A 14,080-nucleotide genomic window follows, 5' to 3' on the forward strand; every position below is an offset into this window, starting at 1 on the left:
CATGGCCGTCGTGATCGCGGCGCTCCTCCCGGTCTTTATCCTCATCGTGCTCGGCGTCGTGCTGAAGCGCACCCTGATGCGGCTCGACACGCAATGGCACGGGCTGGAGCGGCTGACCTATTTCGTGCTGTTTCCGATGCTGCTGATCCAGACGCTGGTGAAGGCCGACCTGTCCAGGGTCCCAGTCGCCGGCGTCGGCGGCGCGTTGCTGCTGTCGGCGCTCGCGATGTCGCTGCTCTGCCTCGCGCTCCGCCCGGCTCTCGCGCGGCTCGACATCGACGGTCCCGCCTTCACCTCGATCTTCCAGGGCGCTACCCGCTGGCAGACCTATGTCGCACTCTCCGTCTCCGCCAACATGTTCGGCGATGTCGGGCTGGCCCTCGCCTCGGTCGCTATGGTCGCGATCATCCCGCTGGTCAACGTGTTCAGCGTCGCGGTGCTGGCCCATTACGCCGCGCCGGAAAAGCAGTCTGCCCGCGCGATCGTAATGACGCTGGTCCGCAATCCCCTGATCTGGGCCTGCGTGATCGGCCTCGTCATCAACGTCGGCCATCTGCCGCTGCCAAAAATCTGGCACGAGGTCGCGGATGCGCTCGGCCGCTCCTCGCTCGCCATCGGCCTGCTCGTCACCGGTGCCGGCCTGCAGCTCAAAGGCCTGCTCCGCCCGAGCGTCGGCGCGACGATCGGCGTAACGTTCAAGCTGGTGCTGATGCCCGTGCTCGCGCTGGCGCTTGCCGTCTGGTTCGGGCTAGCAGGCACCAACCTCGCGATCATCGCGATCTGCGCGGCGGTGCCGACCTCGCCCAGCGCCTACGTGCTGGCCCGCCAGATGGGCGGCGACGCGCCATTGCTGGCGCAGATCATCACGCTGCAAACGATCCTGGCGGCAATCACCATGCCGATCGCGATCGCGATCGCGCTGGTGGCCTAGCTCCCCAGCCACATCGTCAGCACCACCGCCGTCAAATTGTTCAGCGCGTGCAGCACGATCGTGAGCCAGAGCGAGCTGCTGCGGTAGCGCATGTAGCCGAACCACAGGCCGATGGAGAAGACTTCGGCGAGGAAGTACATGTCGTATTGCAGATGCACCGCCGTCCACACCAGCGACGACAGGACGATCGCGCCCGGCACGCGCAGGAAGCTCGCCGACCAGCCACGGTAGAGGAACCCGCGCGCCAAAACCTCCTCGGACATCGGCGCTGCCACGCTGAAGGCGAATAGCAGGAAGAAGGCTGCGCCCTTGTCGCGGCCGGATTTCAGCAGATCGGTCATGAAGCCCGGCGTCGCCTCGCGGCCGAGGCTCCGCGACATCGTCTCCCAGGCCACCACGATCAGGACAAGCCCGACGGCGCCGAACAGGAGTTGCTTCCAGGACGGCCAATGCAGCGCGAGATAATCGGCGAAAGCGGCCTTCTTGATGCGGATGGCCAGCCACACCGCGGCCAGCGTCGCCGGCAGGCCCATGGTCACCGACAGCGCAAGCGCCTGCGGCTCGCGGCCGACGAGCTGAAGCGAGGCGAGGTCCATCGGCAGGCCACGCTGCGCCACCAGCAGAACGATGGCGCCGATCTGCCCGACGAACATCGCGACGAAGATGAGTAGGCCCCACAGCGCCGTGCCCAGGAACTTCCAGACGCGCGGCGTCGCAAGGGTCACGGTAAGCGGCGGATGGTCGGGATTGAGGGAGTCCATGAAGGGCTTTCGTTAGAAGCAGTCTATCGAGCGACCGTCATGCCCGGGACGTAGGTGAACGGAAGCGACGCCGTCCTTCGGACGGATGTGCCGGCCATGACGATGTGGTTCCAGCATGCCCCGTTCAAGGCAGCGCCCGCTCCAGCAGTGCACGCACCTCACCGCTCTCCAGCTCCACCGCGCCATACATGCTGGCGTGGTTGGCCGCGAGCCGAGTGACGGCGAACAGCTCGGCATGGCGGGGCGACACAGCGTTGAGCGCGGCGGCTGCGGCAAGTAGCGCCAGCTTCTCGACCGCAAGCCGCGCGACGCGCTCGCCGTCCGCCCGGCGGAAGCTCTCGCCGATGAAAGTGATCGCCTCGCCTGCTCCGGACAAGCCCTTCGTCTCAGCCGCAAGTCCTTGCAGCACCGCCATCGCCGCATCCGCCTCGCGCGAGAGCGCGCGCAGCACGTCGAGGCACATCACATTGCCCGAGCCTTCCCAGATCGCGTTGACCGGCGCCTCCCGGTAGTGACGTGCCAGAATGCCGTCCTCGACATAGCCATTGCCGCCGAGGCACTCCATCGCCTCATAGAGAAACGCCGGCGCGCTCTTGCAGGTCCAGTATTTGATCGCGGGCGTGAGCAGCCGCATATAGGCGGCGTCCGCCGCATCGTGCGGCGTGCGGTCGAAGGCGCGGCAGAGCCGCATAATCAGCGCGACGCTCGCCTCGACATGCAGCGCCATGTCCGACAGCACCGCCTGCATCAAGGGCTGATCGGCAAGATGCTTCTGGAACACACTGCGGTGACGGGTGTGATGCAGCGCGTGCGCGAGCCCCGAGCGCATCAGGCCGACGGAGGCGATTGCGCAATCCTGGCGCGTGAGCTGCACCATCTGGATGATGGTGCGGATGCCCTTGCCCTCCTCGCCGACGGCTTCCGCATAGGCGCCGACGAACTCGACCTCGGACGAGGCATTGGAGCGGTTGCCGAGCTTGTCCTTCAGACGCTGGAACTGGATCGCGTTGACCGAGCCATCAGGTGCAAACCGGGGCATGAAGAAGCAGGTCAGCCCCTGCTCCGCCTGCGCCAGCACCAGGAACGCATCGCACATCGGCGCCGACATGAACCATTTGTGGCCGGTGATGCGATAGGCATCCCCATCGCGCACCGCCCGCGTCATGTTGGCGCGCACGTCGGTGCCGCCCTGCTTCTCGGTCATTCCCATGCCGAGCGTGATGCCGCGCTTGTCCCACCACGGCGCGAAGGCGGGATCATAGCTCTTCGTCGACAGCACCGGCATCACCTTGCCGAGCAGATCCGGCTGCATCACCAGCGCCGCGACGGAGGCGCGCGTCATCGTGATCGGACAAAGATGCCCTGTCTCGACTTGCGCGGCGATGTAGAATTTTGCCGCACGAATGACCTCGGCGGCATCGCCCGTAGGCTTTCCATCCGTCGTCCACGTCGAATTGTGCAGGCCGGCATGCGCGCTGTGCGCCATCAGCTCGTGATAGGCGGGATGAAACTCGACCTCGTCGCGGCGGTTGCCCTTGGAATCGAAGGTCCGCAGCTTCGGCGTGTTCTCGTTCGCGACGCGCCCGCGGTCCGCCATCGCGGCCGAGCCCCAATGCCTCCCGAACTCCGACAGCGCCCGTTCCGCCGCCGCGCCGCCATTGGCCTTCACCGCCTCGACTAGCGGCCGATCCATGGCGAACAGATCGACGTCCTCGAGCGGCGGCGACTGGTTTGAAGACCTCGTGAGTCGCGAAGCTGGGCTGGGTCATCTTGTTTCTCGGCGCGGGATCAGTTCCGCCGCGGCGGAATCGGGAAATCATAGGCCGCTCCACCCGTCCCCGGCAGGGAAAAATGCCACCACTCCTTCGAATAGTTCACAAAGCCTTGCTTCGCCATCGCAGCCACCAGCCGCCTGCGCCAGGCGCGCTGGTCCGGATTGATCGACGGTGCGGCGGTATGCCCTTTCACGTCGGTGCAGTCATAGCCCGTGCCCATGTCGACGCTGCCTTCCGGCAGCCGCGCCTCGACCGGCGCCGTGCAATCGGCGTAGCTTTTTGACGGATCGTATCTGCCCGAATTGTCGGCTTTGAGATCGATCAGGGTGAGATCGAGCGCCGCGCCGGTGGAATGCTGCGAGCGGCTCGCGATGTAGCCGAGGCGGAACAGCTCCGTCTTGGGAATTTTGGGATTGTAGCGCCGCTCGGCGGCGGTCTCGTGGCCGTTCTGCGACCACCTCCTGACCATGTCGAGCGAGGCCCGCGCCGGCCGGTAGCAGTCGAACATCTTCAGCGAGAGATTTTGCCCCGCCAGTTCCTGCTGAACCGCCTTCAGCCGCAGCCCCACCTCACGCTTCACCACGCATTCACCGGCGCCATAGCCGGCCAGCGGACGGCCGACGAAATTGTTCGAGGTGGCGTAGCGGATGTCCTGGACGATGCTGGGGTCGATGTCGCGCAAATAGACGAAACCGCCGGGAAGCGATTGGGCGTGGGCACTCGAAGAGATCGCCGTCAATACAAGCGCAATTCGAATTGATTTCACGAGATCCATCCACATCGTCATGGCTTGTCCCGGCCATCCACGCCCTTTTTTCGGCGGCAATGCAAGAACGTGGATGCCCGGGACAAGCCCGGGCATGACGGACCGCTGCGGCTCCGGACTGCATCGTGACGTTAAGACAGATCAGGGGATAACTCACCGGTTCGGCTTTGGCCCTTGCCCCCTTAGCCATCCCCGCCTATAGCTCTCGTTTTAATGACATCGAAATCGACCTTCGTCCTCGGCCACCGGCATTTGCTGGGCATCGAGGGCCTTTCCGCGGCCGACATCACCGGCCTCCTCGACCTGTCCGAAGAATATGTCGAGGTCAACCGCCAGGTTGACAAGAAGCGCACCGTCCTGCGTGGACGGACGCAGGTGAACCTCTTCTTCGAGGCTTCCACCCGGACCCAATCCTCGTTCGAACTCGCCGGCAAACGGCTGGGCGCCGATGTCATGAATATGTCGGTGTCCTCTTCGTCCATGAAAAAGGGCGAGACGCTGATCGACACCGCGGTGACGCTGAACGCCATGCACCCGGATATCCTGGTGGTCCGGCATCACGCCTCCGGCGCGGTGGAACTGCTGGCCCGCAAGGTCGACGGTTCCGTGGTCAATGCCGGCGACGGCGCCCACGAGCATCCGACGCAAGCGCTGCTGGATGGCCTCACCATCCGCCGCAACAAGGGCCGCATCGAAGGCCTCGTCGTCGCGATCTGCGGCGACGTGCTGCATTCGCGCGTCGCCCGCTCCAACATCATCCTGCTCAACACCATGGGCGCGCGCGTCCGTGTCGTCGGCCCCTCGACGCTGCTGCCGCCGGGGCTCGAACGGATGGGGGTCGAGGTTGCGCGCGACATGCGCGAGGGACTCAACGGCGCGGACATCGTCATGATGCTGCGGCTGCAGCGCGAGCGCATGAACGGCTCCTTCGTGCCTTCCTCCTCCGAATACTTCCATTATTTCGGGCTGGACCAGAAGAAGCTGGCCTACGCAAAACCCGATGCGCTGGTGATGCATCCCGGCCCCATGAACCGCGGCGTCGAGATCGACACGGCGGTCGCCGACGGCGCACAGTCCCTGATCCGCGAACAGGTGGAGATGGGGGTCGCCGTGCGCATGGCCGTGCTGGAAGCGCTCGCCCGTAACCTTCCGAACGCGTGATGCCCATGTTGATCGATCGACGACCCATTCTGCTTGCCAATGCCCGCGTCGTCGATCCCTCCAGGGATTTTGACGGCGTCGGCGACGTCCTGATCGCCGACGGCACCATCCGCGAGACCCGCCGCGGCATTGGAGCTGCCGGCGTCCCCGAAGGCACCGACATCGTCAACTGCTCCGGCAAGATCGTGGCCCCTGGCCTGATCGACATGCGCGCCTTTGTCGGCGAACCCGGCTTCAGCCATCGCGAGACGTTTGCTTCGGCGAGCCAGGCGGCGGCGACCGGGGGCGTCACCACCATCATCTGCCAGCCCGAGACCGAGCCTGTCATCGACAATTCAGCGACCGTCGACTTCGTGATGCGCCGCGCCCGCGACACCGCAATCGTCAACATCCTGCCGATGGCGGCGCTCACCAAGGGCATGCACGGCGAGGAGATGACCGAGTTCGGTCTCCTGAAGGCCGCAGGAGCGGTCGCCTTCAGCGACGGTGACAGGAGCGTCACCAACGCGCAGGTGATGCGCTGGGCGCTGACCTACGCGCGCGATTTCGACGCGCTGATCGTGCATTATACCGAAGACCCCAAGCTGGTCGGCGAAGGCGTGATGAACGAGGGCGAGTTCGCCACGAGGCTCGGCCTGATGGGCATCCCAAACGCGGCGGAGGCCGTGATGCTGGAACGCGACATGCGCCTCGTCGCGCTTACCGGCGGTCGCTATCACGCGGCTTCGCTGTCCTGCACGGATTCGCTCGACGTCCTGAAACGCGCCCGCGATGCCGGGCTCCCCGTCACCGCGTCGGTCTCGATCAACCACCTCGCGCTGAACGAGAACGACATCGGCCCCTACCGGACATTCCTGAAGCTGTCGCCCCCGCTGCGCACAGAGGACGACCGCCGCGCGCTGGTCGCAGCCGTCGCCTCCGGCCTTCTCGACGTCATCATGTCCGACCACAATCCGCAGGACGTCGAGGGCAAGCGCCTGCCGTTCGCGGAAGCCGCTCCCGGTGCCGTCGGGCTCGAGACCATGCTGCCAGCGGGGCTTGCGGCTCGTGCATAATGGCGAGCTGGAATTGAAGACACTGATCCGGGCGATGTCGACCCGACCGGCCGAGATCCTGGGCTTGCCTGGCGGAACCCTGCGCACAGGTGCCCCGGCCGACGTCATCGTGATCGACCCCGATGTCCCCTGGGTGGTCGATCCCGCCGACCTCAAATCGCCCTGCAAGAACACGCCGTTCGACGAGGCCCGCTTTACAGGCCGCGTGGTGCGCACCATTGTCGGCGGACGGACGGTGTACGAGCATGTCTGACCTCCGAGATCATGCGTGGCGTCTCTGTTCGACCTTCAGATGCGGCCATTGGAGGTTCAGCCATGGGGCTTGAAGCATTCCTGCCGGTGGCTTTCGTCATCGGCTATCTGCTCGGCTCGATTCCGTTCGGGCTGGTCCTGACCAGGCTCGGCGGCACGCAGGATATCCGCTCGATCGGTTCCGGCAGCATCGGCGCCACCAACGTGCTGCGCACCGGGCGCAAGGGGCTTGCCGCGGCCACCCTGTTGCTCGACGCGCTCAAGGGAACGGCGGCGGTCGTGATCGCCGGCTACATCGCAGGCCCCAATGCCGCGATGCTGGCCGGGCTCGGCGCCTTCCTCGGCCATCTCTTCCCGGTCTGGCTCAAGTTCCGCGGCGGCAAGGGCGTCGCCGTCTATATCGGCATCCTGCTCGGCCTGATCTGGCCGGCAGCGGTGGTGTTCTGCCTGCTCTGGCTCGCCACCGCAGCCACGACCCGCTACTCATCGCTCTCGGCGCTGGTGGCGGCTTTCATCACGCCGATGTTCCTGTGGTGGTTCGGCCAGCCTGCATTGTCTGCGCTATCAGCGGTGCTGACCCTGCTGCTGTTCTACGCGCATCGCGAGAACATCAAGCGGCTGCAATCGGGTAAGGAAAGCCGCATCGGCGAGAAGGTCTGAGCCGGGCATCTACGGATTCCGAAGCGGCCCTTCTGCATTATGTCCTAGATGCTGTTCGCAACTTGCCGCCGAATCACGGCTGTATGGTGGAACGGGTTCCTGGCCTGGCCCTGATCATGGGCATGGCTCTACGCGGTTGCTCAGAATGAGCGAGAAAATTGTCGGCGCGCACGTTGAAGGTGGCTTGCAGGGCACGGCGGCAAGCCGGCTGCTCTCGATGACGGACATCTGGTCCAGTGCGCCCTCGCCGTTTCCTGCTCCCAAGCCTGTGTCCGTTTCGCCACCAGCGCCGCAGCCTGCTCGCATCGCGCAAGCTCCTCTGACGGTTGAGGCCGTGATCGCGGCCGCACCAGTTGCGCCGGCGCGGCCCCGCGCCGACCCATGGCCGCCGCAGAAATTGTCGCTGGCGCTCCAGGGCGGCGGCACCTTCGCCGCCTTCACCTGGGGCGTGCTGGAGCGGCTGCTGGAAGAGCCGTCCATCGCGATCGACACCATCAGCGGCGCCAGTGCCGGCGCCATCAACGCGCTGCTGCTCGCCTCCGGTTTCGCCGAGGGCGGCCGTGAAGGCGCGCGCGCGCGGCTGAACCGGTTCTGGATCCGGCTGATGCACGAGGCCTCGTTTCGATCGCTGATGCTGATCGGCGGCTTCTCGCCGGCGGGAAGCTCGGTCGCGTTCGGTCCGACGCTGCGCTCCGGCCAGTTCGATCCGTTCGATCTCGATCCGCTGCGGCAGGCGCTGTCGCGCGACATCAACTTTTCCGCCTTGCGCGACGCGCGTTGCCCGAAGCTTCTGATCGCGGCGACGCGGATCCGCGACGGACAGCAGCAGATTTTTCGCAATGACGCGATCACCGCCGACGTCGCGCTGGCCTCGACCTGTCCGCCGCTGGTTCACTGCGCCGTGGAGATCGACGGCGAGGCCTATTGGGACGGCGGCCTCGGCGGCAATCCGCCGCTGCTGCGGCTCGTGCAGGACACGACAAGCTCCGAAATCCTGCTCGTCCAGGTCACGCCGGCGCGCGACAGCTACGTGCCGATCACGCTCGCCGCGATCGACCGCCGGCTCGACCAGATCGCGGCCAATGCCGCCCTCAATGCCGAGATCGCGGCAATCGAATGGACGCAATCGCACGCGGCGTCTTCGCTGCGGCTCTCCAGGATCGCCGCCGAAGATTTCGTCGACGGGCTGGCGCAGCGCTCATGCACCGATCTCGGCCGCGGCTTCATTCGCGCGCTGCACCGGAGCGGGCGCGAGGCCGCGGAGCGCTGGCTCGGGCAAGGCGCGACAGGCGCGGAGGCCAAACGCGCTCGTCCCGCACCTGAACCGGCGCTAGCCTGATTTCGCCAACGCGTTCTCCAGGAACCACGCGGCAGCAAGCGCGCCGGGATCGTTGCCGAAGCGCGCGATCACCTGCACGCCGATCGGCAAGCCCGCGAGCTTGTGCACCGGCACGTTGACGCAAGGATTGCCCATCAGCGTCCAGAGCCTGTTGTAGCGGGGGTCGCCGGTGGAGGCGAGGTCCTTGGCCGGCGGCGTGCCCGGCGCCGAATAGGTGAGCAGCACGTCGACGCCCTCGAACAATTCACTGACCTCGCGGCGGCCGCGGCGGCTGATCCGGCGTGCGTCGTCGTAGTCCTTCGGCGTCAGGCCGACGGTCGCATCGAGGCTGGCGCGCAGCATCGGCGCGATCTCGTCGTGATGCTCCGAAAATTCCCAGGCGAGCGCGCGATGCGCCTCAAAATCCTGGATGATCGGATGGATGCGCCAGGCCTCCTGCACCGCCTCCGGCAGATCGATGGTCTTCACGCTGGCGCCGGCCTTCTCGGAGGCCTTGATCGCGGCTTGCAGCCCCTCTTCGGCCGCCGGCTCCACGGCGCCGGCAAACTCCTGCCTGACCACGCCGATGCGCGGCGCCTTCGCCGCGACGATGCCGGAGAATTCGGTGCGACCGGTCATCGCCAGCAATCCGCGCGCGAGATCTTCCGCGCGCGCCCCGAACAGGCCGACCGTGTCGAGCGCCCACGAATAGCATTTGACGCCGACCGTCGGCAGCATCCGGAACGACGGCTTGATCGCAGCAGCCCCGCAATAGGCCGCAGGCCGGATCACCGAGCCGCCGGTCTGCGTGCCCAGCGCCAGCGGGATCATGCCGGCACCGACGGCCGCGGCCGAACCGGAGGACGAGCCGCCCGGCGTATGGCCGAGATTGTGCGGATTGAGCGTCGGGGTCGGATCGCGCGAGGCGAATGCCGTGGTCGTGGTCTTGCCGATGATGGTGGCGCCCGCCCGCTTCAGCATCATCACGACAGGCGCGTCCGCGCGCGGCTGCCAGCCGCGATAGATCTCCGAGCCCATCTCGGTCGGGAAATCGGCGGTGTCGATGATGTCCTTGACCCCGACCGCGATGCCGCGCAGCGGACCGGAGGCTTGCGCCTGCGCAGACTTGTCGTGACGGACGAAGGCGTGGACCTCCTTCTCCCGGGCCTCGATCGCCGCGTGCGATTGCGCGATGGCGGCCTCGGGCGAAAGCTCGCCGGCTTCGATGCGGCGCTGGAGATCGGCGAGTGAGATCATGGCAATACCCTTCTTATTGCCATCGCTTTTAGCATCGCGACGAGACCGCGCAAGCGCACGTCGCTGTTGCCCACGCCCTCAGGTTGTTCCATGCTGCGCCTGCAAGGAGCTGCCGTGGACGCCATCAATCCGAGCGTGGAGCTGACCGAGGCCGACAGGCTCGACCGCCTGCGGCTGATCCGCTCCGACAATGTCGGGCCGCGCACCTTCCGTTCGCTGGTCAATCATTTCGGCACGGCCCGCGCGGCGCTGGAGCGGCTGCCTGATCTCGCAAGCCGTGGTGGCGCGCAGCGTTCGGCGCGCATCTGCAGCGCCGACGAGGCGAAGGCCGAGCTTGCCGCAGGCCGCAGGTTCGGCATCGCCTGGCTCGCGCCCGGCGAGGATGGTTATCCGACCCGGCTCGCAACGCTCGACGATGCACCGCCGCTGCTCGCCGTGCGCGGCGACAGTGCAACGTTAATGCGGCCGATCATCGCCATCGTCGGCTCGCGCAACGCCTCGGGCGCTGGACTGAAATTCGCCGGTCAGCTTGCCCGCGAGCTTGGCGAGGCCGGCTTTATCATCATCTCGGGGCTCGCCCGCGGCGTCGACCAGGCCGCGCATCGCGCCAGCGTCGAAAGCGGCACGATCGCGGTGCTCGCCGGCGGACATGATTGCATCTACCCGCCCGAGCACGGCGATTTGCTGGCCTCGATCCTCGACCACGAGGGTGCGGCGATTTCCGAGATGCCGCTCGGCCACGAGCCGCGCGCCCGCGACTTTCCCCGCCGCAACCGGCTGATCTCGGGCGCAGCGCTCGGCGTGGTCGTGGTGGAGGCGGCGCACCGCTCGGGCTCGCTGATCACCGCACGCATGGCGGCCGAACAGGGCCGCGAAGTGTTCGCAGTGCCCGGCTCGCCGCTCGATCCGCGCGCCGCCGGCACCAATGATCTGATCAAGCAGGGCGCGACGCTCGTCACCGAAGCCGCCGACGTCATCAACGCGATCCAGCCGATCATGGAGCGGCCGCTGATGCATCCGGCGAGAGAACCCGACAGCGAGCCGTTCGAGAGCGATCCGCAAGGGCACGACCGCGACCAGATCACCGGCCTGCTCGGCCCCACGCCTGTCACGATCGACGATCTCGTACGGATGTCGGGCGCCTCGCCCGCGATCGTGCGCATCGTGCTCCTGGAGCTGGAGCTCGCCGGCCGGCTCGAGCGTCACGGCGGTGGTCTGGTGTCGCTGCTTTAGGTTTCGTTGCGCTGATCGAAACGCGTCCTTGCAGCCTCGATTTGCGCCAGATGGTCCATCGCCCATTTGCCGAGTGCCTCGACGGGCTGCGACAGCCCGCGGCCGAGATCGGTCAGCTCGTAGTCCACGCGCGGCGGAATGGTCGGAAAGATCGTGCGCGTGACGAGGCCGTCGCGCTCCAGCCCGCGCAGCGTCAAGGTCAGCATCCGCTGCGAGATGCCGTTGATCATGCGCTTGAGCTCGTTGAAGCGCCTCGGCCCATCGCCGAGCATCATGATCACGAACACGCTCCATTTGTCGCCGACGCGGGACAGCACGGAGGCGACCCCGCGGCAGTCCGCATGGTTGGGATCCGGCCTCGGTGAGGCAGGCAAATCGATGTGTGCAGGTTTCAGGGATGTGCCCATGGCTCAAAAAAGTGCGTTCTTGCGGGGATTTCGATAGTCACTCATGTAGCTCTGGTTACAAACATATACCAGGGTGACCCCAAATGAAACTCCTCCATCTCGACTCCAGCGTGCTCGGCCCCCACTCCGTCTCCCGGCAGGTCTCCGCCGCTATCGTCGACCGGCTCCGGCAATCGACACCGTCGCTCGACATCGTCTATCGCGACCTGACCCAGACCCCCCTCGCCCACCTCTCCGGCTCGCACCTCGCCGCCGCGCAAGGCGCACCTGCGCCGGCGGAGCTCGGACCCGATCTTGCCGCGAGCGCGGCGGTGCTGGACGAGTTCCTGGCCGCCGACATCATCGTGATCGGCGCACCCATGTACAATTTCACCATTCCCAGCCAGCTCAAGGCCTGGATCGACCGGGTCCTGGTGGCGGGGAAGACGTTCAGCTACGGGGCGAACGGACCGCAGGGTCTTGCCGGCGACAAGCGCGTGATCGTGGCTATCTCGCGCGGCGGCTATTACGGCCCAGCCGCGCTCGGTGAGCATCTCGAAACCTATCTGCGCTGGGTGTTCGGCTTCATCGGCATCACCAGCCCCGAGTTCATTTTCGCCGACGGTATTCAGGTTGGTCCGGATCACCGCGAGAAAGCGGTGGCTGGCGCACTTGAGGCGGCCACCAGCTTGCGCGCGGCGTAAAGCTTACGCCGACACCAGCCGCTGCCGGACTCCGGCGGCGGCTGCGAGTTCGACGAAATTAAAACCACGCGCCCTGAACGCCGAGAATGACGGCGACGAGCGAAACGAACAGACCGATGCCGGCGAAAAGAGCCACCCCGATGAACTCGGAGGTGTCGGACCGCTTGGCGGGAATGGCGGAACGTTCGGCGTAAATACGCGGTGCCGAAATCGACGATGAAATGCGAGCTGCCTTCGGCATATCGGGTTCCCTTGAAAATGGGTCTTGTGACCCTGCCCGTAAAAAGTGTCTTTGCAGCGCAAGCGAAGGTTCAACGCCTCACGCAAGGTTCAGAAAAACGTCTCGCAGGACGAGGGAACCGGCCGGCGCAACCGCTTGCCGCGGCGCCGACCGATTCAATTTTCGCAAAGATTGATCAGCCGCGATAGATCGGCGCGCCGCTCGGAGAAGCGACCGCGCCACCGTCGACGAATATCTCCTGGCCCTGCACATGCGCGGAATCATCGGAGGCGAGGAACAGCACCGTCTTCGCAACGTGATCTGTTTCACCAATGCGGCCGAGCGGCGTCGACAGCGAGATCCGCTTCTCGAACGCCTTCTCGGCTTCGGGTGTCGCGGTCGCAGGTCCCCAGATCGGCGTACGGGTCGCGCCGGGCGAGACCACGTTGACGCGGATGCCGCGCGGCGACAGTTCTGATGCCATGATCCGCGCCATCGCGCGCACGCCCGCCTTCGCAGCCCCGTAAGCCGAGTAGCCGGGAATGCCGAGCACGGAGATCACCGAGCCGTTGAGGACGATCGAGGCATTATCGTTGAGATAGGGCAGCGCCGACTGAACTGTGAAGAACACGCCGGTGAGGTTCGTGCGGATGACCTTCTCGAAGACCTCCAGCGTCGACGAACCGAGCGGCGTGCCGCCGGCGATCCCGGCGTTGGCGAACACGATGTCGAACTTGCCGAATTTTTCGGCGCCCTTCTTGATTGCAGCTTCCGTCGCGGCGATGTCAGTGGCGTCGGCAGCGAGCGCGAGCGCGTTCGGGCCAAGCTCTTTCGCCGCAGCCTCCAGCGTCTCCTTGTTGCGCCCGGTGATCACCACCTTGGCGCCCTCGGCCACGAAAAGTTTCGCCGTTGCCAATCCAATGCCGCTGTTGCCGCCGGTGATCAGGGCCGTCTTGTTCTTCAGTCTCACGCTCGCCTCCAGTGGTTGCATCATAAAACTAGATTGCCATCTAGGGCCTATGGTTTTATGATGCAACCACACAAGCGCGTGACTGATGTCAAAACGCACGGCACGACGGAACGAAGACGATGGTGAAACGAACGAGCTTCGAGGGCGATGCCTGCCCGATTGCGCGATCACTGGACGCAATCGGCGACTGGTGGTCGCTGCTGATCATCCGCGAGGCGCGGTTCGGCCTGCGCCGCTTCGGCCAGTTTCAAAACAAGCTCGGCATGGCCAAGAACATTTTGTCCGCGCGCCTGCGCGTGCTGGTCGACCACGGCATTCTGGCAACCGCCCCCGCTTCCGACGGCAGCGCGTATCAGGAGTATGTGCTGACGGAGAAGGGCCGCGGCACCTTCCCGATCCTGGTGGCGCTGCGGCAATGGAGCGAGGAATTCGACGATCACCCGGAGGAGATCGCGACGATTCTGGTCGATCGCGAGAAGCGCCGCCCGGTGAAGAAGCTCGAAATGCGCGCCGAGGACGGGCGGCTGCTCAGTCCCGCCGATACGATGCTGAAGCCGCGGCCGGCGCCGCGGCGGCGGTCGGCTGCAGCGCGCTCAGATCTTTGACCGTCATGCTGAGGTGCTCGTCCTGC

13 protein-coding genes and 2 pseudogenes are annotated in these 14,080 nt (G+C 66.0%); 8 read left to right on the plus strand and 7 right to left on the minus strand.

The annotated features are described in order from the left end of the window. Nucleotide 1: 1 nt before the first annotated feature. Entirely contained in the window at nt 2-931 is a 930-nt protein-coding gene (locus ACVWW3_RS13770) for an AEC family transporter (protein WP_247340624.1), read from the plus strand. On the opposite strand, the gene ACVWW3_RS13775 is transcribed toward ACVWW3_RS13770, so the two are convergent. The 3 genes and pseudogenes from ACVWW3_RS13775 to ACVWW3_RS13785 all read right to left on the minus strand — a co-directional run bounded on the left by ACVWW3_RS13775 (nt 928) and on the right by ACVWW3_RS13785 (nt 4,242). Next, on the minus strand, nt 928-1,692 hold the full coding sequence (locus ACVWW3_RS13775) for a CPBP family intramembrane glutamic endopeptidase (protein WP_456649609.1): 765 nt from the start codon (nt 1,690-1,692) through the stop codon (nt 928-930). The genes ACVWW3_RS13770 and ACVWW3_RS13775 overlap by 4 nt on opposite strands. A 124-nt stretch (nt 1,693-1,816) precedes the next feature. Then, nucleotides 1,817-3,461 (minus strand): annotated as a pseudogene (locus ACVWW3_RS13780) (acyl-CoA dehydrogenase family protein). A 19-nt stretch (nt 3,462-3,480) separates the two neighbouring features. After that, a complete protein-coding gene (locus ACVWW3_RS13785; protein ID WP_456672406.1) occupies nt 3,481-4,242 on the minus strand; it encodes a M15 family metallopeptidase in 762 nt (253 codons plus the stop codon). Between the two features lie 204 nt (nt 4,243-4,446). Between ACVWW3_RS13785 and ACVWW3_RS13790 the strand changes: the two genes are divergently transcribed. The 4 genes and pseudogenes from ACVWW3_RS13790 (at nt 4,447) to ACVWW3_RS13805 (ending at nt 8,700) form a co-directional block, all read left to right on the plus strand. After that, nucleotides 4,447-5,394: an aspartate carbamoyltransferase catalytic subunit gene (locus ACVWW3_RS13790; protein ID WP_247340632.1), complete on the plus strand. Its 948-nt coding sequence runs from the start codon at nt 4,447-4,449 to the stop codon at nt 5,392-5,394. Between the two features lie 5 nt (nt 5,395-5,399). Next, nucleotides 5,400-6,702 (plus strand): annotated as a pseudogene (locus ACVWW3_RS13795) (dihydroorotase). 62 nt (nt 6,703-6,764) lie between these two features. After that, nucleotides 6,765-7,361, plus strand: a complete 597-nt coding sequence (plsY, locus tag ACVWW3_RS13800) for a glycerol-3-phosphate 1-O-acyltransferase PlsY (RefSeq protein WP_456649607.1) — start codon at nt 6,765-6,767, stop codon at nt 7,359-7,361. Nucleotides 7,362-7,506: 145 nt separating this feature from the next. After that, the gene (locus ACVWW3_RS13805; RefSeq protein ID WP_456649606.1) at nt 7,507-8,700 is read left to right on the plus strand and encodes a patatin-like phospholipase family protein; all 1,194 of its coding nucleotides are present in this window, start codon (nt 7,507-7,509) and stop codon (nt 8,698-8,700) included. On the opposite strand, the gene ACVWW3_RS13810 is transcribed toward ACVWW3_RS13805, so the two are convergent. Next, nucleotides 8,692-9,936 carry an amidase gene (locus tag ACVWW3_RS13810; protein ID WP_456649605.1) on the minus strand — a complete coding sequence of 415 codons (1,245 nt, stop codon included), beginning with the start codon at nt 9,934-9,936 and terminating at the stop codon, nt 8,692-8,694. The genes ACVWW3_RS13805 and ACVWW3_RS13810 overlap by 9 nt on opposite strands. 90 nt (nt 9,937-10,026) lie before the next feature. Between ACVWW3_RS13810 and dprA the strand changes: the two genes are divergently transcribed. Further along, nucleotides 10,027-11,169: a DNA-processing protein DprA gene (gene dprA / locus ACVWW3_RS13815; protein WP_456671988.1), complete on the plus strand. Its 1,143-nt coding sequence runs from the start codon at nt 10,027-10,029 to the stop codon at nt 11,167-11,169. On the opposite strand, the gene ACVWW3_RS13820 is transcribed toward dprA, so the two are convergent. Next, the gene (locus ACVWW3_RS13820; protein ID WP_456649604.1) at nt 11,166-11,576 is read right to left on the minus strand and encodes a winged helix-turn-helix transcriptional regulator; all 411 of its coding nucleotides are present in this window, start codon (nt 11,574-11,576) and stop codon (nt 11,166-11,168) included. The genes dprA and ACVWW3_RS13820 overlap by 4 nt on opposite strands. A gap of 83 nt (nt 11,577-11,659) precedes the next feature. Between ACVWW3_RS13820 and ACVWW3_RS13825 the strand changes: the two genes are divergently transcribed. Next, nucleotides 11,660-12,259: an FMN-dependent NADH-azoreductase gene (locus ACVWW3_RS13825; protein WP_354104952.1), complete on the plus strand. Its 600-nt coding sequence runs from the start codon at nt 11,660-11,662 to the stop codon at nt 12,257-12,259. Between the two features lie 58 nt (nt 12,260-12,317). Here ACVWW3_RS13825 and ACVWW3_RS13830 read toward each other — a convergent pair whose 3' ends face one another. Together ACVWW3_RS13830 and ACVWW3_RS13835 are read right to left on the minus strand one after the other, a co-directional pair. Then, entirely contained in the window at nt 12,318-12,500 is a 183-nt protein-coding gene (locus ACVWW3_RS13830; RefSeq protein WP_354051611.1) for a hypothetical protein, read from the minus strand. A gap of 175 nt (nt 12,501-12,675) precedes the next feature. Beyond that, nucleotides 12,676-13,449 carry an SDR family oxidoreductase gene (locus tag ACVWW3_RS13835; protein ID WP_456649603.1) on the minus strand — a complete coding sequence of 258 codons (774 nt, stop codon included), beginning with the start codon at nt 13,447-13,449 and terminating at the stop codon, nt 12,676-12,678. Nucleotides 13,450-13,568: 119 nt separating this feature from the next. On the opposite strand from ACVWW3_RS13835, the gene ACVWW3_RS13840 reads away from it, so the two are divergent. After that, nucleotides 13,569-14,054: a winged helix-turn-helix transcriptional regulator gene (locus ACVWW3_RS13840; protein WP_456649602.1), complete on the plus strand. Its 486-nt coding sequence runs from the start codon at nt 13,569-13,571 to the stop codon at nt 14,052-14,054. Nucleotides 14,055-14,080 lie beyond the last annotated feature (26 nt).

The organism is Bradyrhizobium sp. LM2.9 (genome assembly GCF_054056555.1).

Coding starts and splice junctions, on each gene's coding strand:
- ACVWW3_RS13805 (WP_456649606.1), top strand. CDS start 7,507: ATGAGCGAGAAAATTGTCGGCGCGCACGTTGAAGGTGGCTTGCAGGGC.
- ACVWW3_RS13825 (WP_354104952.1), top strand. CDS start 11,660: ATGAAACTCCTCCATCTCGACTCCAGCGTGCTCGGCCCCCACTCCGTC.
- dprA (WP_456671988.1), top strand. CDS start 10,027: ATGCTGCGCCTGCAAGGAGCTGCCGTGGACGCCATCAATCCGAGCGTG.
- ACVWW3_RS13770 (WP_247340624.1), top strand. CDS start 2: ATGGCCGTCGTGATCGCGGCGCTCCTCCCGGTCTTTATCCTCATCGTG.
- ACVWW3_RS13840 (WP_456649602.1), top strand. CDS start 13,569: ATGGTGAAACGAACGAGCTTCGAGGGCGATGCCTGCCCGATTGCGCGA.
- ACVWW3_RS13775 (WP_456649609.1), bottom strand. CDS start 1,692: ATGGACTCCCTCAATCCCGACCATCCGCCGCTTACCGTGACCCTTGCG.
- ACVWW3_RS13810 (WP_456649605.1), bottom strand. CDS start 9,936: ATGATCTCACTCGCCGATCTCCAGCGCCGCATCGAAGCCGGCGAGCTT.
- ACVWW3_RS13830 (WP_354051611.1), bottom strand. CDS start 12,500: ATGCCGAAGGCAGCTCGCATTTCATCGTCGATTTCGGCACCGCGTATT.
- ACVWW3_RS13785 (WP_456672406.1), bottom strand. CDS start 4,242: ATGGATCTCGTGAAATCAATTCGAATTGCGCTTGTATTGACGGCGATC.
- plsY (WP_456649607.1), top strand. CDS start 6,765: ATGGGGCTTGAAGCATTCCTGCCGGTGGCTTTCGTCATCGGCTATCTG.
- ACVWW3_RS13790 (WP_247340632.1), top strand. CDS start 4,447: ATGACATCGAAATCGACCTTCGTCCTCGGCCACCGGCATTTGCTGGGC.
- ACVWW3_RS13820 (WP_456649604.1), bottom strand. CDS start 11,576: ATGGGCACATCCCTGAAACCTGCACACATCGATTTGCCTGCCTCACCG.